The organism is Streptomyces sp. NPDC050161 (genome assembly GCF_044460025.1).
Lineage (GTDB): Bacteria > Actinomycetota > Actinomycetes > Streptomycetales > Streptomycetaceae > Streptomyces.
On sequence record NZ_JBITJM010000032.1, the window covers coordinates 26,732 to 47,622 of the forward strand.

General features: G+C 71.5%; 23 protein-coding genes and 3 pseudogenes. 13 read left to right on the plus strand and 13 right to left on the minus strand.

What is annotated here, in order from left to right; genetic code table 11:
• Positions 1-264: 264 nt before the first annotated feature.
• Positions 265-1,803, minus strand: a complete 1,539-nt coding sequence (locus ACIBK8_RS33240; RefSeq protein WP_399046130.1) for an AMP-binding protein — start codon at positions 1,801-1,803, stop codon at positions 265-267.
• Positions 1,800-2,351: a biotin transporter BioY gene (locus tag ACIBK8_RS33245; protein ID WP_399046131.1), complete on the minus strand. Its 552-nt coding sequence runs from the start codon at positions 2,349-2,351 to the stop codon at positions 1,800-1,802. Before ACIBK8_RS33245 ends, ACIBK8_RS33240 begins: the two co-directional genes overlap by 4 nt.
• A 64-nt stretch (positions 2,352-2,415) precedes the next feature.
• On the opposite strand from ACIBK8_RS33245, the gene ACIBK8_RS33250 reads away from it, so the two are divergent.
• Positions 2,416-3,180 (plus strand): hypothetical protein, encoded by a 765-nt coding sequence (locus ACIBK8_RS33250; protein ID WP_399046133.1) that lies wholly within the window; start codon positions 2,416-2,418, stop codon positions 3,178-3,180.
• Positions 3,181-3,270: 90 nt separating this feature from the next.
• On the opposite strand, the gene ACIBK8_RS33255 is transcribed toward ACIBK8_RS33250, so the two are convergent.
• The gene (locus tag ACIBK8_RS33255; protein WP_399046135.1) at positions 3,271-3,759 is read right to left on the minus strand and encodes a cytochrome P450; all 489 of its coding nucleotides are present in this window, start codon (positions 3,757-3,759) and stop codon (positions 3,271-3,273) included.
• 312 nt (positions 3,760-4,071) lie between these two features.
• Between ACIBK8_RS33255 and ACIBK8_RS33260 the strand changes: the two genes are divergently transcribed.
• From ACIBK8_RS33260 to ACIBK8_RS33275, 4 genes are all read left to right on the plus strand, one after another.
• Entirely contained in the window at positions 4,072-5,241 is a 1,170-nt protein-coding gene (locus ACIBK8_RS33260) for an abortive phage infection protein (protein WP_399046137.1), read from the plus strand.
• Between the two features lie 101 nt (positions 5,242-5,342).
• A complete protein-coding gene (locus ACIBK8_RS33265; protein WP_399046138.1) occupies positions 5,343-6,668 on the plus strand; it encodes a sensor histidine kinase in 1,326 nt (441 codons plus the stop codon).
• Complete coding sequence (locus ACIBK8_RS33270; RefSeq protein ID WP_399046140.1) at positions 6,665-7,315, plus strand: response regulator; 651 nt, start codon at positions 6,665-6,667, stop codon at positions 7,313-7,315. The genes ACIBK8_RS33265 and ACIBK8_RS33270 overlap by 4 nt, the downstream gene beginning before the upstream one ends.
• Positions 7,316-7,803: 488 nt before the next feature.
• The gene (locus tag ACIBK8_RS33275; protein WP_399046141.1) at positions 7,804-8,343 is read left to right on the plus strand and encodes a putative immunity protein; all 540 of its coding nucleotides are present in this window, start codon (positions 7,804-7,806) and stop codon (positions 8,341-8,343) included.
• 124 nt (positions 8,344-8,467) lie between these two features.
• On the opposite strand, the gene ACIBK8_RS33280 is transcribed toward ACIBK8_RS33275, so the two are convergent.
• The 3 genes and pseudogenes from ACIBK8_RS33280 to ACIBK8_RS33290 all read right to left on the minus strand — a co-directional run.
• Entirely contained in the window at positions 8,468-8,611 is a 144-nt protein-coding gene (locus ACIBK8_RS33280) for a hypothetical protein (protein ID WP_399046142.1), read from the minus strand.
• Positions 8,601-9,161: a hypothetical protein gene (locus tag ACIBK8_RS33285; protein ID WP_399046144.1), complete on the minus strand. Its 561-nt coding sequence runs from the start codon at positions 9,159-9,161 to the stop codon at positions 8,601-8,603. Before ACIBK8_RS33285 ends, ACIBK8_RS33280 begins: the two co-directional genes overlap by 11 nt.
• Before the next feature lie 114 nt (positions 9,162-9,275).
• Positions 9,276-9,629: pseudogene (locus ACIBK8_RS33290) on the minus strand (helix-turn-helix domain-containing protein); the annotation flags it as partial.
• A gap of 91 nt (positions 9,630-9,720) precedes the next feature.
• Between ACIBK8_RS33290 and ACIBK8_RS33295 the strand changes: the two are divergent.
• Positions 9,721-9,993, plus strand: coding sequence for a hypothetical protein (locus ACIBK8_RS33295; RefSeq protein ID WP_399046146.1), 273 nt, complete (start codon positions 9,721-9,723; stop codon positions 9,991-9,993).
• A complete protein-coding gene (locus ACIBK8_RS33300) occupies positions 9,990-10,565 on the plus strand; it encodes a hypothetical protein (protein WP_399046148.1) in 576 nt (191 codons plus the stop codon). The genes ACIBK8_RS33295 and ACIBK8_RS33300 overlap by 4 nt, the downstream gene beginning before the upstream one ends.
• A gap of 376 nt (positions 10,566-10,941) precedes the next feature.
• Here the strand turns inward: ACIBK8_RS33300 and ACIBK8_RS33305 are convergent, their stop codons facing one another.
• The 5 genes and pseudogenes from ACIBK8_RS33305 to ACIBK8_RS33325 form a co-directional block, all read right to left on the minus strand.
• Positions 10,942-11,736: an SDR family NAD(P)-dependent oxidoreductase gene (locus tag ACIBK8_RS33305; protein ID WP_399046150.1), complete on the minus strand. Its 795-nt coding sequence runs from the start codon at positions 11,734-11,736 to the stop codon at positions 10,942-10,944.
• 95 nt (positions 11,737-11,831) lie between these two features.
• Positions 11,832-12,656: an aldo/keto reductase gene (locus ACIBK8_RS33310; RefSeq protein ID WP_399046152.1), complete on the minus strand. Its 825-nt coding sequence runs from the start codon at positions 12,654-12,656 to the stop codon at positions 11,832-11,834.
• Positions 12,657-12,751: 95 nt separating this feature from the next.
• A complete protein-coding gene (locus ACIBK8_RS33315; protein WP_399046154.1) occupies positions 12,752-13,165 on the minus strand; it encodes a heme-binding protein in 414 nt (137 codons plus the stop codon).
• A 46-nt stretch (positions 13,166-13,211) separates the two neighbouring features.
• Positions 13,212-13,454: a hypothetical protein gene (locus ACIBK8_RS33320; RefSeq protein ID WP_399046176.1), complete on the minus strand. Its 243-nt coding sequence runs from the start codon at positions 13,452-13,454 to the stop codon at positions 13,212-13,214.
• 25 nt (positions 13,455-13,479) lie between these two features.
• A pseudogene (locus ACIBK8_RS33325) lies at positions 13,480-13,689 on the minus strand (MFS transporter); the annotation flags it as partial.
• A gap of 168 nt (positions 13,690-13,857) precedes the next feature.
• Here ACIBK8_RS33325 and ACIBK8_RS33330 point away from each other — a divergent pair.
• The 3 genes from ACIBK8_RS33330 (at position 13,858) to ACIBK8_RS33340 (ending at position 16,175) form a co-directional block, all read left to right on the plus strand.
• Positions 13,858-14,325, plus strand: coding sequence for a MarR family winged helix-turn-helix transcriptional regulator (locus ACIBK8_RS33330; protein WP_399046156.1), 468 nt, complete (start codon positions 13,858-13,860; stop codon positions 14,323-14,325).
• Positions 14,326-14,704: 379 nt separating this feature from the next.
• Positions 14,705-15,715, plus strand: a complete 1,011-nt coding sequence (locus tag ACIBK8_RS33335) for an aldo/keto reductase (protein WP_399046157.1) — start codon at positions 14,705-14,707, stop codon at positions 15,713-15,715.
• A gap of 40 nt (positions 15,716-15,755) precedes the next feature.
• Positions 15,756-16,175: an SRPBCC family protein gene (locus ACIBK8_RS33340; protein ID WP_399046158.1), complete on the plus strand. Its 420-nt coding sequence runs from the start codon at positions 15,756-15,758 to the stop codon at positions 16,173-16,175.
• A 245-nt stretch (positions 16,176-16,420) separates the two neighbouring features.
• On the opposite strand, the gene ACIBK8_RS33345 is transcribed toward ACIBK8_RS33340, so the two are convergent.
• Entirely contained in the window at positions 16,421-17,362 is a 942-nt protein-coding gene (locus ACIBK8_RS33345) for a LysR substrate-binding domain-containing protein (protein ID WP_399046159.1), read from the minus strand.
• A gap of 348 nt (positions 17,363-17,710) precedes the next feature.
• Between ACIBK8_RS33345 and ACIBK8_RS33350 the strand changes: the two genes are divergently transcribed.
• From ACIBK8_RS33350 to ACIBK8_RS33360, 3 genes are read left to right on the plus strand one after another with little or no spacing between them, the layout of a single operon-like run.
• Complete coding sequence (locus tag ACIBK8_RS33350; protein ID WP_399046161.1) at positions 17,711-18,253, plus strand: hypothetical protein; 543 nt, start codon at positions 17,711-17,713, stop codon at positions 18,251-18,253.
• Positions 18,250-19,584: an MFS transporter gene (locus tag ACIBK8_RS33355; protein ID WP_399046163.1), complete on the plus strand. Its 1,335-nt coding sequence runs from the start codon at positions 18,250-18,252 to the stop codon at positions 19,582-19,584. The genes ACIBK8_RS33350 and ACIBK8_RS33355 overlap by 4 nt, the downstream gene beginning before the upstream one ends.
• Positions 19,585-19,639: 55 nt before the next feature.
• A complete protein-coding gene (locus ACIBK8_RS33360; RefSeq protein WP_399046164.1) occupies positions 19,640-20,473 on the plus strand; it encodes an MBL fold metallo-hydrolase in 834 nt (277 codons plus the stop codon).
• Positions 20,474-20,535: 62 nt separating this feature from the next.
• Here ACIBK8_RS33360 and ACIBK8_RS33365 read toward each other — a convergent pair.
• Positions 20,536-20,802: pseudogene (locus tag ACIBK8_RS33365) on the minus strand (SDR family oxidoreductase); the annotation flags it as partial.
• Between the last annotated feature and the right edge of the window lie 89 nt (positions 20,803-20,891).

The window sequence follows — 20,891 nt, forward strand, 5'->3', positions numbered from 1 at the left end:
GCGGAGCAGGGCACAGAACGGGGCTTCACCCCCGGGGCGCAAGACCGCCCCCACGGCCGCGCAGGCCGCCTGGCGTGCGGAGCGAGAACCCAGCGCGCACACCGTGCCGATCGACAACCAGGACAGCACCTGCACCTCCACGTGTTGCTGTACCGAACCGGGCCGGTCCACCCCGGCCGGGCGTTGACCGCGGAAGACCCGCCGGGCCGCCGGCCCGCAGGCGGCGCGAACCGGGAACCTCCCTGTAGCTGACCGGGGGAGGATTCACACAACCTCCTGAAGGCCGTGCCGCCGGCCGTCCAGCAGGATGCCGCGCAGCTCCCTGCGGTCGATCTTCCCGCTGGACGTGTACGGCATCCGGTCCGTCGCGAACACCCGCCGCGGGCACTTCTGCCGCGACAGGTGCGCCGCGGCGCCATCGCGCACCTCCGCCCGGCTCAGCCCGGCGCCCTCGCGCCACCGCACCACCGCACACACCAGGTCTCCCCACCGCTCGTCGGGCAGTGCGATCACCGCGGCCTCGGCGATCTCGTCCAGGCGCTGCAACGCCGCTTCGACCTCTTCGGGGTAGATGTTGAGGCCGCCGCTGATGAGCATGCCCTTGTCCCGCCCGACGAGGTAGAGGTAGCCGTCCTCGTCCACGCGGCCGACGTCGCCGACGCTGAACCACCCGTCCCCGTCGGGCGCCCCGCTGTCCTGGTCGGAGAGGTACCCGCTGAACAGCATGTCGCTGCGCACGTACACCCGCCCCGTCCCGCCGGGCGCGACCTCCTCGCCCGAGGGCGACCGCAGCGACAGTTCGACACCGGCCACCGGCCGCCCCACCGAGTCCCGGGGCCCGTCACCGTCGCCGTGCAGAAGGGAAACCAGGCTCAGCTCCGTCGCACCGTAGAACTCGGCCGCGTCCGCGTTCGGAAAGAGCACGCCCGCCTGCGCGCGGCGGGCGGGCGACCACTTCGCTCCCACCGAGAGCAGTGAGCGCACAGCGGGGAAGGAGCGCCCCGGGTTCTGCTGCGCGTGGTCGAGCAGCGCTTCGAACATGGTGGGTACGAGATAGAGCCGGGTGATCATATGGCGGTCCAGGGCGTCGAAGACCGCGCCGGCCCCGAACCCCGGCAGGAGGTGGATCTGCGCACCGCAGTGCAGGCCGTGCACCGCCCCGTACAGGAAGTGCGAGTGTCCGAGCGAACCGGGCAGCAGGACGCGGTCGGTGGCGTCGATGGCGAACTCGGCCGTGGTCCGCTCGAAGCTGCGCAGCCATGAACGGTGGGAGCGCACCGCTCCCTTGGGCCGGCCGGTGCTCCCCGAGGTGAACGCCACATAGAACGGGGCGCCGCCGGAGACCTCGGGCAGCCCCTCCACGCCGTCCGCACCCCTGCCGCCGGCGCGGCGCAGCCAGTCCTCGTAGCCGGGCCCGCCGACCTCGATGACCGTGCTGGAGCGCGCACCGCAGGACCCGGCCGCCGGGCCCGCCCTGAACAGCAGCGCAGGCGGCGTGTCCTGCTCGATCGCGGCCAGTTCGGCGGCGCTCCACGCCGGGTCGAAGACCATGACCGGCACACCCGCGAGCGCGCCCCCGTAAAAGATCTCCAGCAACTCCCGGCAACTGCCCAGCAGGACGGCTACCCGTACGCCGGGCCCCGGACAGGCGCCCAGCGTGGCACGCAGCGCGCGGGCCACGGCGAGCGCACCGCCGAGCAACTGCGCATAGCCGCACCGCTGGTCCGGGGCGCCGCCGAGAACGAGCGCGGTGCGCTCGGGGTGCGCGGCGGCACGGGCGAGGAACCCGCCGGCGACGGTCATGCCGCCGCGCCCTTGACCAGGGGACAGGCGCCGCGGACCGTGACCGCGGCCATCGCCGCGACGACGGCCTTCACCAGGTCACCCGGCACGAAGGCCGGCGACCCGACGAACGCGGAACGCAGGGGGAGACGGCCGACGAGAGCCATGTACGGAATGCCGATGAGACAGACGACCAACACGCCGCCCACCAGGTTGCACGCGACGCCGACAAGGACCTGGTAGCGGCGCCAGGCACGCTCGGTCAGCAGGCCGGTGACGAACGCGCCGACGGGCCAGGACAGGACGAACCCGCCGCTCGGGCCGAGCAACGCACCGAGCCCGCCACGCCCGCCCGCCAGCACCGGCAGACCCACCGCCACCAGCACCACGAACACCAGCAGCGCGAGCCCCGCCCTGCGGGCACCCAGGACGGCGCCGGCGAGCATCACGCCCAGCGTCTGGGCGGTGACGGGTGTGGGGACGAACCCCACGTCGAGGGGCGGCACCAGAGCGAGTGCCGCCGTCAGCGCGGCGAACAGCGCGACCTGCGCCAGGTCCTTGGTCCGCATCGTGTCCCCCCAGCCGAGCCGGCTCGTCCCGAAACGACTCTCTCACCACGGCACGCATCTGACCATGGCGGCGACCGCCCCGCCCCGCCCCGTCGCCGCGTCCGCCCGCGCGGGCGAACTCCCGGCGCCGCCCACCGCGTTCCACCCGCGGCGGCGGGCCGGCCCCGCCGTGGCGAGGGGAGAGGTGAGCGAACCGCTCACCTGGGACCACGTCTCCCGCGACTCCCGCCAGCCCGGCGCAACCGCACGGCCGGTCCCCCCGGACACCCCCGGAGCCAGAGCCCTGGCCGTGTGCGCGCACCCCGTCCCCGGGGTGCACGCGGAAGTCACGGACCCATCGGGACGACCGCTGGCCGAACGGACGGTGGGGAAGATCTGCGTCCGTAGCCCCGCCCGGATGACGGGCTACTGGCAGGACCCCGAGGCGACCGCGCAGGTGCTGCGCGACGGATGGCTGCGCACCGGTGACCTCGGATACCGCACACCCGGCGGACTGGCCGTCTGCGGCCGGAACCTCTACCCGGAGGACTACGAGCATGTCGCGGCACGGGCCGACGGCGCCCGGCAGGCCTGCGCGGCCTTCGTGGTGCCGGACACCGAGCGGATGGTCACCGCAGTGGAGCCGGAGCGCGGCACACAGGACCACGCGGAACTGGCCGCGAGGGTGATGGCACTGCTGCGGGAACACCTCGGCCACGCCCCGGACAAGGTCGTGGTGCTGGAAGCGGGCTCGATCCCGCGCACCTCATCCGGCAAGGTCCAGCGGCGCCGGTGCGCGGAGCGCTACTTCGCCGGCCGGCTGACGGTACTGGCCGAACAGACCCGCTAGAACACCCGGCCGGCACACCCGGAGAACGGGGAAGAACCCCAACAGCCCTGAAACAGCGCGGAGTTGGGAGCGGAGGTGCCTCCGCAGGCCCTATCCCTGCGCGCTGGCGCCGGGCCCGCCCCGCGTCCGCCGCCCGAGATCCCCGGCCCGCCGCCGATCGGCGATCTCCGCGTGGAGAAGAGCATCCAGACGCCGCTGGAGACAGGCACGCCCGCGCCACGGCCCGACCCGGCGCAGCACCGGGTACGGCAGCCCCAGCAGCGTGACGGGCCCGATGTCCGCAACACCGCGCACCAGGGGCCGCATCTCGGTGAGGCGGTCCTCGCCGGTGACACCGAACACCACTTGGAGGATCACCTCCAGCGTCAGCGCCTGCATCCGCCGGTGGGCACCGATCACCTGCCCTTGAGGCCAGCGCTCCACCTCGGCCCTGGTCAGCGTCGTGACCATCTCCTGGTATCCGCGGAGCGCGGCGCCGGTGAAGGCGGGCATCAACAGCCGCCGCGCCCTGCGGTGTTCGTCCTCATCGCTGAGCAGGACCGAGTGGTCACCCAGGGCCGGCCCCGGTCGACCCGTCAAACCTGCGCGGTGCACGGCCCGTTGCCGAGAAGCAGCGAAGAGGAGCGAAGGCGGCGCGCAGGCTGTCCACGCTGCCCCGGCCCGAGTGCCGCACGGAACTCCCGGCGCGCCGTCGTACCGCCGCCACGAGGTCCTGAAGCCGGGGCAACCCCCCTTGTCCATCGGCCGGGTGGCGCGGAAAACGCCTGCCGGAACAGGCCGGTGGTCGCAGGCGCAGGGACGACCGGCTGATGACGGGGACGCCGCCGCTCACCAGAGTGGAACAGGCCGCCGGCCATGCCATGAACCGGCGAAAGACGGAGGGGAAGACGCATGCGCAACGGAGCGATCAGCAGGGCGCAGTTTCTGGCCGGGGCGGGGGCCGTCGGAGCCGCGGCGGCGACAGGCCCGCTCCTGGCGGCGGGCCGGGCCGCAGCCGCAGCCGCAGCCGCCGGTACGGCCGCACAGGTCACCGAGGGGCCCCCACCCGGGCGCGGGCTCAAGCACCGCGGCGTGTGCTACACGCTCGGCGCAGGGGAGACGCCGGGGACGGCATGGAGCGCCGCGAGGATGCGCAAGGACATCCAGGCGATCAAGAACGACCTGCACGCCGACTCGGTCCAGGTCACGGGGGACGGCGTCGACCGGCTCACGGCCACCGCATCGGAGGCAGCCGAGCAGGGCCTGCACATCTGGCTCCAGCCCACCCTGGGGGACCGCCCGGAGCGGGAGATCCTGGAGCACCTGGCAGAGACCGGCATGCACGCCGAGCGGCTGCGGCGGCACGGCACCCGGGTCGTCCTCAGCATCGGCTGCGAGGTCTGGCTGTTCGTGCCGGGCATCGTGCCCGGCGACGACGCCTTGGAGCGGATCGAGAACATGCAGAAGGGCCACGTCGACTGGCAGCAGATGCAGCGCAGGCTGCACCGCTTCACCACACGGGCCGCGGCCCTGAGCAGATCGGTCTTCCGCGGCCAGGTGAGCTATGCCGCGGCCCAGGACGAGACCGTCGACTGGAACCTGTTCGACATCGTCGGCATCGACTACTACTCCCAATTCCCCCGCCCGGACGACTACATCCGGGAGCTGACGAAGTTCCTGCGCTGGGGCAAACCGCTGGCGATCTGCGAATTCGGCAGCTGCACGTATCTGGGCGCCCCCCAGCAGGCCGACATGGGCTGGAACGTCGTCGACCACACCAAAGTGCCGGAAGAGATCATCGGAGATCTGGTCCGCAGCGAGCCGACCCAGGCCGCATACCTCATCGAACTCCTCGATGTCTTCGAGTCGATGGGCCTCTACTCGGCCATGGCATTCGAATTCCTCACCCCCGACGCCCCGCACCGCCCCGAACCGCGCTACGACCTCGACATGGCCAGCTACAGCATCGTCAAGACCATCAAGGACCGGCCCGACGACCCGGCATCCGACTGGCACTGGGAACCCAAGCAGGCATTCCACGCCCTGGCGCGGGCCTACGGCCGCGCACCACGCCGACCGTGACGGGCACACCGCCGCCCAGGCGGCCCGCAGAAGGCCGAGTGGCCATGCACCACGGCCAGTTGGCCGACGCGCGCACCCGGACGGACTCCTATCCTCAGGCCATGACCCGTACCCGCCACGCCGCCGCCCGCATACAGCGGCTGCTGCTGCCCGCCCCACCGGCACCGGAGACCGCACCGGGCTCACGGCGCACAGGGCGGGACCGGGCGGTCGGCGCATCGGTCTTCGCCGGCGCGCTGATGGTGGGGCTGGCGGTGTACGGCCCGGCCCACCTCCAGGAGCATCCGCCCGCCTGGGCGGAGGCGGCCGACCTGCCGCTGGGGATGCTGGCGTGCTGCTCACTGTGGTGGCGGCGGACGCACCCGCTGGGGGTGGCCCTGCTCGCGGTGCCGTCCATGCTGCTCTCCGCCAGCGCCTTCGGCGCCGGCACCGTGATCACGCTGAACCTGGCGCTGCGGGCCCCCGGAGCGCAGGCAGCCGCCGTCCTGGGGGTGTTCGTGACGGCGTCGCAGACCAACGTATGGCTCGTGGTGCCGGGCGACGAGCGAGGGTGGCAGATGGCCTTCGTTCTCGCGTACCACCTGGTGTTCTTCGCCTGGGGACGGGCCCTGCGCGCAAGGCGGCTGCTGCTGGCCAGGCTGCGCCAGGACGTGGCACGGGAGCGGGCCGGACACGCCCGGCGGCTGGCGGAAGTGCGCCGCGGCGAACGGCAGGCCATCGCAAGGGAGATGCACGATGTGCTCGCCCACCGCATCTCGCTGCTGTCGGTGCACGCCGGCGCGCTGGACTTCCGCAGCCGGCAGTCCGCCACCGCGGGCGGGACCGCACTCACCGCCCACGAAGTCGCCACAAGCACCCGGATCATCCGCGACAACGCACACCAGGCCCTGGAAGAACTGCAGGAGGTACTGCAACTGCTGCGCACCACCGACACGACACCGACAGCGCCGGGCACGATGCCGACAGGGCCGGGCACGACGCCGGCAGCGCCGGACACGGCACCGCCGCAGCCCCACCTGGACGACATCCCCGCCCTGGTGACGGAGGCACGGACAGCGGGCCAGACCGTCGAACTGCACCGCGAACCGGACGACCGCGCCGGGCAGGACCTCAACCCCAGAGTGCAGCGCACCGCCTACCGGGTGGTCCAGGAAGGACTGACCAACGCCCGCAAACACGCCCCCGGCGCCACGGTGTCCGTCCGCCTGGCCGGCAGCCCCGGCCGCGGGCTGACCCTCGAAGTGACCAACGCGCTGCCCGCCGGCCGCTTCCCCGCGCAGATCCCCGGCGCCCAGGTCGGCCTGACCGGACTCGGCGAACGCGTCGCCCTGGACGGCGGCACACTCACCCACCACCGGACCGGCGGCCGGTTCGTGCTGCGCGCCCAACTACCCTGGCCGCCACACGACACCGAGGGGACAGCGTGATCCGGGTCTTGCTGGTGGACGACGACGCCCTGGTACGGGCCGGCCTGAAGATGATGCTGCGCGGCGCCGACGGCATCGAGATCGTCGGCGAAGCCGCCGACGGCACCGACGTACCCGCTGCGGTCCGCGAGCACCACCCCGACGTGGTGCTGATGGACATCCGGATGCCCGTCCTGGACGGGATCACCGCCACCCGCGCCCTGACCTGCCGCGCCCAGGCCCCCACGGTGATCGTGCTGACCACATTCGGCGCGGACGACACGGTGCTGGCCGCCATCCGCGCCGGCGCCGCCGGCTACCTGCTCAAGCACACCGAACCGGAAGAGATCATCGAAGCGGTACGGCGGGCCGGCCGCGGCGAACCCTCCCTGTCCCCGGCCGCCATGCGCACCCTGATCGACCACGCCGCCGACACCGGCGACAGCACCCGCCGCCAGCAGGCGGCCGACCGCCTGGCCCATCTCACCGACCGGGAACAGGACATCGCCCGCACGGTGGCAGAAGGGCTGAACAACTCCGAGATCGCGGCCCGGATGCACCTGTCGGTCGGCACCGTCAAAGCACACCTGTCCAGCGCGCTGGCCAAGCTGAACCTGGACAACCGCGTCCAACTGGCCCTCCTCGCCCACGACGCCCCTCCCCGCTGACCCGGCACCATCACCCGGCCAGGGCAGCTGCGACCCGTCGGCGCTGAGAACGACCAAGCCCTGACCGGCGCGACGGTACCGACGCGGTCGCACACTCGCGGCCCCGGCCTGCGGCCGGCCCGCGCAGCGCACGCCGACCTGATCGGCGTCGACTTCACACCCGTCGCGGCGGCCAAGCCCGGCAACAGGCCACCCCATACGCGACGAAAGGCAAGGCGTCCCTCGTGGTGAACGACCTGACCACCACCGGGCTTCCCCGCGCGAGCACCCCGGCGGCCGTCCCCACCGACGCACTTCAAAACGCCCACAACCGCGCCGAGGCAGCTGAGGAAGCCGCCGGATCCACCACCGTGGAATGCCACACCCGTCCGGCCCGGACCGAAACGTACCTGCGCATCCACCGACCACTACCACCGCCACCTCCCCGGAGCGACGCCCGCGCCAACTCCGCACCGTCGTCAACACCGCGCCGATGGGAGAATCGGGTCATGACGACCGGAGCCGGTGATTTCGAACTGACCATGGAAGAGCTGCGCGTTGTAGCGCGCTACGTGGTGGAGAGTGCTCAGGAAGTCCTCCCGGTGTTCGAGGAGGCTGTTCCCGGTGATCCCCGGCCTTGCGCAGCCGTTGATGCTGCCTGGGAGTTCGTGAACGGCGCGAGGAGGACCACGTTGCAGCGCGTCACCGCGCTGGACGCGCACCGGGCAGCGAAGGAAGCACCCGCCGAGACCACACGCCTTGCTGCGCGCGCTGCTGGCGACGCCGCGGCTGCCGCGTACCTGCACCCCATCGCGAAGGCCACCCAGGTAGGTCACATCCTGCGCGGGGCCGCATGTGCAGCGCGCGTGGCCGAGTTGAGCGCAGGCGACGATCCCGACGTCGGAGACAAGCTCATCGAGCAGGCCCGGCGACGCGCCACGCCGGTCCTGATCGATGTTCTTGGCCGGTATCCGCTCGCGCCAACAGGCAGGGGCCGCGTTGCCCACCTCATGAGCACCTTGGACGCTTCCTTGCGGGCATCGCGCTGAGAATCACCTCTGGGACGTCACAGCTGCTCATGATCACCCCACATCGCTCGGACAGTGCTCGTGACCGGCTGACGGCGCTCACGAATCCGCGGACCTGCACCGGCACCGAAGTGATGTGAGAGCGTCAGGCCAGGCTGGCCACAACGGCGGCCACGGCGTCGTAGGTGTTCTTCACCCCGGCGCTGCCCAGCCGGTGACGCTCCAGACGGACGGCGCCGAGATGGCGGGTCTCGCGTTCGTCGTCCGCGTGGTTGTGATTACGGTGCACCGGGTGCCCAAGTCCGCCGTTCGACTTCCTCGGCGGTCATCGGGGCCTGGATGCTGTAGACGTCGCCGACCCGCAGCTTGTCCGGCGTGGTGTATTCGCCGTAGGTGCCTACGACGGAGACAGCCGCTTGGGAGCCGGGCTGCCAGAACGTCCGGTAGTACGGGGCGTTCGCCGGGAGTTCCGGGATCTCCAGCAGGGGGATGCCGCGCCGCTGCAGGAGGTGTTGCAGCTTGCCGAACCGCAGCCTGGGTGCGAACCGCCCGTACCGGGCGCGGAGCGTCTCGCCCGCGAGGGCGCGGTTCCCTTCCGCGAGTCTGTGTACCTGCAGGGTGAAGTGGTGGCCGGACCAGGGCTGGTCGGCGCAGGCACGGTCCCAGAAGAACTCGGCCAGGCCGTAGTCACGGCACATGGTGAGGTCGTCGAAGCTGTTCTCGGCGAAGCCGGGCCCGAGGGCTTCGGTGACATGGTCGGGAGAGCTCGTGGGGCGCACGCCGAGCACGGTGCCTGTGGCGATGACGTCCACGTAGAACGCCAGCGAGTACGGGGTCAACTGCTGCTCCTTGCTGCGGGAGGAACCGGCCAGAGCACCGGGCTGCTGCGGGATTCCCCGAAGACGCTAAAGGTCGCGCAGACAGGCACGACGGCGCCGAAGCAGCGGGGCGAGCGCAGGGTTTTGGCGGTCGTGCGCGAGGAGCCGTTCGGCTTCCAGGACGATCCGGTCGACGATGTACGCCTTCGCGGTGCGGCCGGTGGCCTGCTGCACCGCTCGTGAGAGGGTGCGGGGCGCGTATCCCAGAGCACGGGCGTAGTAGCCGGCGTCGTGGTGTTCTCGGAAGTGCGCTTCGACGCTGGAGCGGAACAACAGGAACAGCGGGTGGCAAAACCGTGCTTCGGAGCGGGGTGGCCGCACCCGGGCAATGAGCGCGGAGAGCAGGATCCGGGGCAGCTCCGCCGAGCAGTTCTCGGGTGGAGCGGACGCCTCCAGGAGGAGACGGCCGCGCGCCGCGTCGACGAAGGGCCTCACCGGCCGGCCGGCGGCGGGAAGCCGGCGGGCCGGACTCCCGGCCAGTGCCGCGCCGTGGCCGGGTTAGCGTCTTGGGGTGATCGCCATGAGCACTTCTGTGCTGACAGACCTCCGCAAGTACGACGGCAGCTCGGGCACGCAGCGGACTGCCACCCGGCCCGGCGAGGACGAGCGCGGCGTGTGGTGGGGCACGGCGTCGGGTGTCCCCGCCAGTGCGGCCACGGGCGGCTGGACGAGCCGGTTCGCCTACGCGATGCCGGCCCGGCGCGGTGGGTCGCGGACGGCCGCGTTCGGTGCGAACCCGGTCCCCGGACAGGCACAGGCCCTCCCCGAGGCGGCCGTGGCGGTGGGAGCGTGACCGCAAGCACCACCGTCGCGCGCACCGTTACCGACGTTCTCCAGCCCCGCAACGTGCTGCTCGCCGGGATGCTCGGCATCGGCTTCGCGGCTGCCGGGAACTGGACCGGCATCCTCTGGGGCCTGCTCGGCGCACTGTGCGCCGGGATCGTCCCGGCCGCCTACATCGAGTGGGAGCGCAAACGGGGCACGTGGGGCGACCGGCACGTCGTCGACCGCAAGAAACGCGCGCCGATCTTCTTTGTCATCCTGGGATCCATAGGCGCCGGATCGGTCGTGATGATCCTGGGCCAGGCCCCCCGCGGCATCCTGGTCGCGATGCTCGCGCTGTGGGCAATGACGGTCGTCCTCCTGGCGGTCAACACCGCCTGGAAGATCAGCGTCGACTCCGCGGTCGCGAGCGCCGTCGTCGCGCTGCTCGCCGTCGTCCACTCGCCGTGGTGGCTGATCTCCTACGCCGTCACCGCCGCAGTGTGCTGGTCCCGTGTCGCGCTGAAGTACCACACAGTCGCACAGACCGCGGCGGGCGCGACGCTCGGCGCCGCGACCGCCGCGGCCCTCCTCATCCTGTAGGACGGGCCCGGCGTATCGGGGCCGTGACGCGGCGGCCCGGCCGCCGGGCCATGCCGGCGTCGTAAGCGGCGGGGCCGGACCGGACAGGCAGCCCATGACGGAACATACGGAACGTACGGCCGGGCCGCACCCTTCCTGTGGAGACGACCAGACCCCGGCATGCCGTATAGTTGATCTTGAGCGCGGGCCGGAACTCCGGTCACTGCGCCCGGCGTTGGTGGTCCAAGGAAAGACGCCCCGCTTCCTGCGGGGAGATGCAGGTGCAAGGCCTGCCCAGCGCTCGATGAAGCCCCGTCCTCAGTGTGAGGGCGGGGCTTTCGCCGTCCTCGCCCGCCGCCGGACCGTGGGTCAGGCGGGCACGGCGAGGCGTGCCGGCTCAGGGCAGGATGGAGTCGACGTAGCCGCCGTCGGCGCGCAGGGCGCCGCCGGTGGTGGCGGAGGCGAAGGGCGAGGCGAGGTAGACGACCAGGTGGGCGATCTCCTCGGGCTCGATGAGCCGCTGGATCAGGGACTGCGGACGGTACTTGACCATGAACTCGTGCTGCGCCTGGTCCCAGGGCAGTTCGTCGCCGACGAGCTCGCGGACGAAGTCCTCGACGCCGCCGGTGCGGGTCGGGCCGGCGATGACGGAGTTGACGGTGACACCGGTGCCGGCGGCGTCCTTGGCGAAGCCGCGGCTGACGGCGAGCAGCGAGGTCTTCGTCATGCCGTAGTGGATCATTTCGGCGGGGATGACCACGGCCGAGTCGCTGGCGAGGTTGAGGACGCGTCCCCAGCCGCGTTCCTTCATGCCGGGCAGGTAGGCGCGGATGAGCCGGACGGCGGACAGGACGTTGACCTCGAAGTAGCGGCGCCACTCGGCGTCGTCGATCTCCAGCGGATCGGCGGAGCCGAAGATGCCGAGGTTGTTGACGAGAATGTCGACGCCGGGCGCGGTCTTCAGGACGGCGGCGGTGCCCTCATCCGTGGCCAGGTCGCCCACGGCGCCGGTGACGTCGTCGCTGCCGGCGGCGGCGCGTACGGTGCGGACGGCTTCCGCGACGCGCTTCTCGTCGCGGCCGTTGACGATGACGCGGGCTCCCGCGCGGGCGAGGCCGGTGGCGATGGCATGGCCGATGCCCTGGGTGGAGCCGGTGACCAGCGCGGTGCGGCCGGACAGATCGATCTGCATGGGGCGTTCCCCTCGTCGAGGCGGTGAGCTGCTGGGACCGGAGGGCCGCCCCGCGGTGCCGGTCCGCGGGGACGGGCACCGCGGGGCGGCGCGGGTCAGTTGAGGGTGTCGGGGTCCGGGCCGGTGCGCAGGCCCCGGTCGAGCCCGGCGAGGGCGGTCATGTCGGCGTCGGTGAGCGTGAAGCCGAAGACGTCGAGGTTCTGGCGGATCCGGCCCGGGGTGACGGACTTGGGGATGACGATGTTGCCGAGCTGGAGGTGCCAGCGCAGTACGGCCTGCGCCGGGGTCACGCCGTGTGCCGCGGCGATGCGCACGACCGCCTCGTCCCCGAGGACCGCGCCCTGGGCGAGCGGGCTCCACGCCTCCGTGGCGATGTTGTGCTCGGCGTGGAAGGCGCGCAGTTCGGCCTGCTGGAGGCCGGGGTGCAGCTCCACCTGGTTGACCGCCGGGGTGATGCCGGTGTGCTCCAGGAGCCGCTGCAGGTGGGGGACCTGGAAGTTCGAGACGCCGATGGCGCGGGCGCGGCCGTCGGCGAGGATCTTCTCCAGCGCCTTGTAGGTCTCCACGTACAGGTCACGGGCCGGGGTGGGCCAGTGGATGAGGTAGAGGTCGACGTGGTCGAGGCCGAGCTTGTCCAGGGAGGCGTCGAATGCGGCCAGGGTCTTGTCGTGGCCCTGGTCCTCGTTCCACAGCTTGGTGGTCACGAACAGCTCGTCGCGGGGGATGCCACAGGCGGCGATGGCCTTGCCGGTGCCGCGCTCGTTGCCGTAGATCGCGGCGGTGTCGATGCTGCGGTAGCCGGCCTCCAGGGCGCTGGAGACGGCGGCGCAGGTCTCTTCGTCGGGGACCTGGAAGACGCCGAAGCCCAGCTGCGGCATGGTCACGCCGTTGTTGAGCGTCAGGTTCGGTACGGAGGTCATCGGGGGCCTTTCGTTGCGGCGCCGGGGTGGGCGCGGGGGGAGCGGGGCGGGAGCGGTCCTCGGGTGCGGGCCGCTGCCGCTTCGCGGGCGGGTGGTCAGAGGGCCTGGAGGGCGGTGGAGGCGAAGCCGTGGTCCTGCTCGGGGGCGCCGCCGCCGAGGCCGAGGGCGCCGATGAGCCGGCCGTCGCGGTGGACCGGCACGCCGCCGGCGATGAACAGCAGGGGCTTGTTCAGCGCGGTGGGCAGGGAGTGGAAGGGGCCGTCCGGTGTGACCAGGCCGGCCAGGTCGGCGGTCGGTGCGTTCAGCTGGAGGGCGGTGTAGGCCTTGGCGGTGCTGGTCTCGCCGGAGATCAGGACGGCGCGCTCATCGCGGCGGAAGGCCAGCAGGTGTCCGCCGGCGTCGAGGACGGTGATGCTGACGGGGACGCCCGCCTCGTCGGCGGCGCGGCGTGCCGCGGCGATGAGGGTCTCGGCGTCGGCTGTGGTCAGCGGGGTCACTGTGGTGCTCATGGGCTGCTTCCTACGGTGGGGGACGGGTGTCCGCGTGTCGCGGCGGTCAGGAGCGGACGGCGCTCGCCGCGGCCGGAACGGCGCCGGAGCCGGTGGCCGGGGCGGCGGTGAGGTCCGCGGGTGCGGGGTCGCGGCCGAGGCCGGTGGGTTCGCGGCCGGTGGGCGTTGCCGCGGCGGGGGACGGGCGCAGCTCCAGCTGGCGGGAGAGGACGGCCAGCACCAGCGCGGCGGCGGCCAGGACGGCCCCGACGGCGTTGGGCGCGGCGTAGCCGAGGCGGGCGGAGATCACCAGGCCGCCGAGCCAGGCGGCCAGGCATGTTCTTGCGGGAGATCCGGGTGCCGAGGACGGTCATGACCGGTGCGCCGGCCATGACGCCGAGGGCGTAGCCGGTGACCAGGAAGCCGGCTGTCGGTACGGATACGCCGAGGTCCGTGCCGACCTGGGGCAGCAGCCCCATGATGACGAATTCCGTGGTGCCGATTCCGAAGGCCCCTATGGCCAGGGCCAGGAGTGCGAGCGGCATGACGAGGGTCCTTCGACGTACGGGAGGGAAGATGCGGGAGCGCCTTACGGGCTTCGACAATAATTGCACACGATGGCTAACGGTAAACGCGGGTATAGTGAAGCCAGTGATACGGCGGCGGACCCTGCCGGCGCCCGTGCTCGTACGACCCGACCGAGGGAGCTGCACATGACCGCCACCGACCCGGCGATGACCGCACTGGCGCACAGCTGGTCGGCGCTCTCGCTGCTGCACGGACGCATCGAGACCCGCGTCGAACGCGCGCTGCAGGCCGGACACCGGCTGAGCGCGCGCGAATACTCACTGCTGGACGTGCTCAGCCGTCAGCACGACGGCGAGGGCGGCCACTTGCAGATGCGGCAGGTCGCCGACTCCGTCGTCCTCAGCCAGAGCGCCACCACGCGCCTGGTGACCCGGCTGGAGGACCGCGGGCTGCTCTCGCGCTACCTGTGCCCCACCGATCGGCGCGGCATCTACACCGACGTCAGCGAGGACGGCCTGCGCCTGCTGGAGGAGGCCCGCCCCACGCACAACACCGCTCTGCGGGAGGCCCTGGACGAGGCGGCCACCGAGCCCGTGCTCGCACCCCTGGTCCAGGCCGTCGAGCAATTGCAGGGCGCCGCCCGGCCGGCATGACCTGTTGCCGCGTGCCGCGACGGTTGGCCACGACACAAGAACCGCCCCTGACCTGGAAACAGGGCAGGGGCGGTTCTCGTGGGCGGTGGTGGCGGGATGCGGACCCCGCCAACGCGGCGCCTCCCGCCTCCCGCCGACCGGCCGGGCTGAAGCAGCAACCTCTTGCATTTACCCGCGTCTGCAACTATTCTCTTCACATGTAAGGCGCTCCTGCATCTACCTGCGCCGTACACCCGGCTCCGACGAGATGCCGCCGTGTGTCCACCGCCACGGCCCCGTCGACGGAGCCGCCACCCGCAGAGGCATCCGTCTGCTCATGCCTCATCCCCGTGCCGGGGATGCCGTCACGCCCCGGCACCGCTGACGAAAAGGCACTGTCATGTCACTCAAGAAAATCCTTCCCGGCAAGCTCGGCTTCGGCACCGCCCCGCTCGGCAACATGTTCCGCGCGATCCCCGACGAGGAGGCCGCCGCCACCGTCGAGGCCGCCTGGGCCCAGGGCGTCCGCTACTACGACACCGCACCGTTCTACGGCGCCGGCCTCTCCGAGTCCCGCCTGGGCGAGGTCCTGTCCACCAAGCCCCGCGACGCCTACGTCCTGTCCACCAAGGTCGGCCGCGTCATCCTCGACGAGGTCGAGGAAGGCGCCCGCGACCTCGGCGAGAAGGGCGGCATCTTCGAGCACGGCAACCCGAACAAGATCGTCCACGAGTGGACCGCTGAGGCCACCGAGCGCTCCATCGAGGACAGCCTCAAGCGCCTGGGCACCGACCGGCTCGATATCGTCTGGGTCCACGACATCGCCCAGGACTTCCACGGCGACCTGTGGCTGCAGAAGTTCGAGGAAGCCCGCACCGGCGCCTTCCGCGTCCTGTCCCGCCTGCGCGACGAGGGCGTCATCACGGCATGGGGCCTGGGCGTCAACAAGACCGAACCCATCGAACTGACCCTCACCCTCGACGAGCCCCGGCCCGACGGCTTCCTCCTCGCCGGCCGCTACACCCTCCTCGACCACGAACACGCCCTTCAGCGCCTGCTGCCCATGGCCCAGGAACAGAACGTCGACATGGTCGTCGGCGGCCCCTACAGCTCCGGCATCCTCGCCGGCGGCGCCCACTTCGAGTACCAGCAGGCCCCGCCCGAGATCGTCGAGAAGGTCTCCCGCCTGAAGGCCCTGACCGCCGAGCACGGCGTCTCCATCAAGGCCGCCGCCCTCCAGTTCTCCCTCGCCCACCCGACCGCCGCCGCCGCCGTCCCCGGCGCCACCCGCCCCAGCCGCATCGCCGAGGACACCGCCGCCCTCAACGAGAACATCCCGGCCGCATTCTGGACCGACCTGCGCGCCGCCGGCCTGGTCAGCCCCGCCGCCCCCCTCCCCGACAACGCCTGACCCACCCCCCCACACCAGCACCGGAATCAGGAGAACGACCATGGCCTCGACATCCGTCAGCCGCATCGTCCCCGCCTCACCCGACAAGGTATGGAGCCTCATCGGAGGCTTCGACGCCCTGCCCGACTGGCTCCCCTACATCCCCGAGAGCACCCCGCTCGAAGGCGGACGCGTCCGCCGGCTGAAGAACCCCGACGGCGACGTCATCACCGAACGCCTCGTGGACTTCAACGAGACCGAGCGCCACTACAGCTACGCCATCCTCCAGGCCCCGTTCCCCGTCAACGGCTACGTCTCCACCCTCCAAGTCCACACGGTCCCCGGCCGCGACGACGTCACCGAGGTCCAATGGTCCGGCCGCTTCCACCCCGACAACACCACCGACGACGAGGTCATCGACCTCTTCACCGGGATATACCGCGACGGCCTCGACGCCCTCCACAAGACCCTCTCCACCTGACACCACGATCATCACGGCACCCCACCCCAGCCCGGATACGCACCCTGCGCACCCGGGCTGCGGCCTGTCCGGGCCTGGCATCCCCCTTCACGGGCGACACCGACCACGCACACACGAGCCCGGCCAACGCCGCAGGCCCCGCGCCGGCTGAACAACCACGGCCGGTCCTCCGGGCCGCGGCTCGGTTTATTGGTGTGAGGCGTCTGTGGTGCAGGGCGGCCGGCGGTCGGGGAGTGGTGTCCGCTTCATGCCGCCGAATCGATGGTCTTCTGGACGCCGGCTGCCGCGGCGTGCAGGTGGTCCAGGGCGAATTTCGCCGTGAGGGACAGGGTGCGTTGTGTGGGTACGGTCACGCCGACGCGCTGGCCGACCATTTCCAGAGCAGTCGGCAGGATCGTCAACTGGCCGTCCTGCTGGGCGACCAGCTGCGGAAGCGCTGCCACCATGTCGGTTTCCAGCAGCAGCGCGCGCAGGGTCAGGATCGAGGTGCACTCGACTCGGTTCTCCGGCAGGGAGAGCCCCTTGCGCCAGAGCGCGTCCTCAAGTTCGTGCCGCAGGGCGGTCTGCTCCACGGGCACGACCCAGGGGTGGGCCAGAAGGTCCTCCAGCGTCGGGTCCGCCAGCCCGCAGGCGGGGTGGCCTGCGCGGGTCACCAGCCGGATCGGTTCCTGGTAGAGCGCGTGCTGCCGCAGGCGTGTGCCCTCGGCCGGCACCATCCGGCCGAGGACGAAATCGAGGTCACCGGCCAGGAGCGAGGCGGCCAGCAGATCAGGTGTGGCCTCGCGGACGACGACGGTCACGCGGGGGCGCTCCGCTTTGAGGGCGGCGATGGCCTGGGGGAGCAGGACGTTGGCTCCCGCCAGGTGAGTGCCAATCGTGACCGTGCCTGCCGTGCCCGCGGACAGTTCCGTCATGTGCCGGCCGGCCTGGCGGAGTTCGGCCACCACGGTCCGGGCGTGCTCAAGGAACGCCTGGCCGTGCCGGGTCGCTGACATGCCGCGGGGACCACGTTCAAAGAGCTCCACTCCCAGCAGCGACTCAAGCTCGCGCAGACTGCGGGTCAATACCGGCTGGCTGACGTGCAGATGCTCCGCGGCCCTCAGCAGGCTGCCCTGCTCATCGATCGCGATGACCAGGACGAGGTGCCGCGTCTTGAGACGGCCCTTGAGGAGATGGTCCGCGTGCACGAGAGCCCCCGATCCGCACCTGAGCTGTAGCTATGCCGCACGAGAATACCGCTGAGCCGATTAGGCATTATCCAGGCATGTCTCCGATAGGAAAGATTCCGTTCACCCGGCAGGCGCTGCCAACAGCGAAAGCTTGGAGGCATGGCGACATGAACGACGTACAGCCCACGACGACCAGCGCTCGGCACCCCTCGCACGACAACGGCGGACAGCCCGACACTTCAGGCGACACCTCCCCCTCGCCAATCCCCCCGACAGCAGGGTGACCGGCCCCGCCCCGCAGGCCGACGCCACGACCAGGCGTGGACCATCGCCGTCGCCCACAGCGCCGAGGGAGCGAAACCCACGATGTTCCTGCTCCCCGGCATCGGCACCGCCCGAGACCTCAAGCAGGCCCACGCACTGGGCATCCGCCCGGTGCACGGGACGGCCCGCTGCACGGCGGCGGACGTCTGTACGCAGCACATCGCACCCGCCCGCGCACCCGGCAAGGACGCCGCCGGGTTCCTGACGATGCCGCACCTGGCCACGCCCACCGAACTGGCCGCCTCCGCCCGGCTCATGGAGCCGTACGGCGCGAACTGCGTCCACGCCACGGCCTTGGGCGGCCGGCTCACCACGGACGGTGTCCGCGAACGGCTCCGCGCCTACCGAGACGTGCCCGACGCCACCACCGAGACAGGCGCCCACACGCACCACAACCACGACCTCGGCGTCGCCGGCTGCGTCCTCGCCGAGGCGGACACCGCGGCAGGCCAACGGCCAGGAAGCCATGACCGCCGGCATCGCTCCCGGCCTCACACCGGAAAGCCTGCCGCACCGGCCGGAGTCCTCTCCCACCCCGCGACCGCTCACCCCGAGCAGTCCGTCCCCCGAGGTGCACGCGCATGACCCCAACCACCGACCGCACCACAGGAACCGACCAGGCACGACGTGTCGCCTGGGCCGCCTTCATCGGCAGCACCATCGAGTGGTACGACTTCTTCCTCTACGCCACCGCCGCCGCCCTGGTGTTCAACGCCCAGTTCTTCCCCTCCGCCGACCCCGCCGTCGGTTCCATCGCCGCCTTCGGCACCCTCGCCGCCGGCTTCGTCTCCCGGCCGCTCGGCGGACTGGTCATGGGCCACTTCGGCGACAAGTACGGCCGTAAGAACACCCTGGTCGCCTCACTGCTCATCATGGGCCTGTGCACCGTCGCCATCGGCCTGGTGCCGAACTACGGCAGCATCGGCGTGGCCGCCCCGCTCCTGCTGACGCTCCTGCGCGTGATCCAGGGCATCGGCCTCGGCGGCGAGTGGGGCGGCGCGGTCGTCATGACTCTGGAAGCCGCACCGGACAACCGCCGCGGCCTCTACGGCGCCGCACCGCAGATGGGCGTGCCCGCCGGCCTCATCGCCGCCAACCTCGCCGTCCTCGGCTTCACCGCAGCACTCGGCGAGGACGCCTTCCACTCCTGGGGCTGGCGCATCCCCTTCCTCCTCAGCCTCCTGCTCGTCGGCGTCGGCCTCTACCTCCGGCTCGCCATCGAGGAAAGCCAGGTCTACAGCGAACTCGCCGAGCCCCCCAAGAAAAAGCAGAAGCCCCCGGTGGCGGAAGTGCTCACGCACCACCGGCGCACGGTACTGACCGCCTGCCTCGTCATCGTCGGCAACTCCAGCGTCGCCTACGTATTCATGGTCTACGTCCTGTCCTACGGCAAGGAAACCGGCCGGATGGACTCCGGCTTCCTGCTGCTGTCAGTGATAGCCGGCGCCGTGACCTGGCTGGTGACGACCCCGTACTGGGGCGGCCTCGGCGACCGGTGGGGACTGCGCAAACTGTTCCTCGTCGGCGGCGTGACCCGGGTGGTGTGGGCACTGTTCTTCCTGCCGGTCATCGACCTCGGCAACAAGCCGCTGCTGCTCGTCTACATGCTGTCGATGGGCGTCGTGCTGTCGATGACGAACGCATCGGTCGGCGTCATGACGTCGAGCATGTTCCCGCTGCGCGTCCGGTACACAGGTTCCTCGGCCGCCTACCAACTCGGCTCGCTCCTCGGCGGCGGCATCACCCCGCTCATCGCAGCCGCCCTGCTCAAAGCCACCGGAACCTCGACCAGCATCACCCTCTACATCCTCGCTGTCGGCCTGCTGAGCCTGGCCGCCACCCGCTCCCTCGCGCGCGGGACCGTCGGCGAGGGCATCGACCGGGCCGAGCAGGAACTCGCCCCCACGGAACACTGACCACACCCCCGGGCGCCCGCACCCCCGGGCGGTCAGAGGCTTGAAAGGAGCCCTCATGGAACTCGTCATTCTCGGCAGCGCCGGCGGCCCGCAACCGCACCCCGGCAAGGCAGCCCCCGCCACCGCCGTCGTCGTCGACGGCGACATCCACGTCATCGACTGCGGCAACGGCGTCGGCCGCCAGATAGTCGCAGCGGGCCTCGCACTGAAAGACCTGCGCTCGGTGTCGCTCACCCACCACCACGTCGACCACAACGCCGACCTCGGCACCTTGGTACACCTGGCATGGACCGCCGCCCGCTGCGAACCGGTCGACCTCTACGGACCGGCCCCACTGACGTCGATGGTGAAGCAGTACCTGGAGCTGAACACCCCGGACATCGACCACCGCGAAGCGCTCGGCCGCCCCGCACTCTCCGGCCTCTTCCGGCCCCATGAAGTCTCCGGCCCCGGCACCGTGCACGACACCGACGGTGTACGGATCTCCGCGGGCACCGCCACGCACCCGCCGATGCCTTCGTACTCCTACCGCGTGGACGCACACGGACGCTCCGTCGTCGTCTCCGGCGACACCGCCCGGTGCGACGAGGTCGCCGAACTCTCACGCGGCGCGGACATCCTCGTCCACGAGGCGTACTCCCCGGACCACCTGGCGGAGTTCATGTCCGGCTCGAACACCAGGATCGAGCGGCTGCAGCAGCACTTCGCCCAGGCCCACACCAGCGCCGAGGACGCCGGACGCGTCGCCACCGCAGCCGGGGTGAGAACCCTCGTCCTGTGGCACCTCATCCCCTGGCAACTCCCCGACCAGGAATACGCCGCCCAAGCAGCCCGCACCTTCGACGGGCAGATCATCGTCGGCCACGACCTGCAGCACATCCCGGTATGACAACGCCGGCACCCCTGTCCGGGGCGTCGGCCTGGGGATTCGTTGTTGACCCGGCGGAGCGGTCAGCGCAGTGAATAGCCACCGTCCGGGTAGACCGTGGAGCCCGTCATACAGGCGTTGGTGAACAGAAAGAGGACAGCATCAGCGAAATCGGACTCGGATCCCGCGCGGTGCAGCCAGCTCGCCTCGCGCCACTGCTCGGCGGCCGGTTCACGCACCTCGGCCGGCCGCTCGTTCCAGAGATTGCCGTCGACCATGCCGGGGGAGACCACGTTGACCCTGACCGGCGCCAGCTCGACCGCCAGTCCGCGGCCAAGCCCCTCAACGGCGGCGTTACAGGCGAGAGATCCTGCATGGTGGGAGTGACGGGGCTGCTGCCGCTGGTGCCGCGGGTGTTGACGGTGTGCCCCGCGGGCCC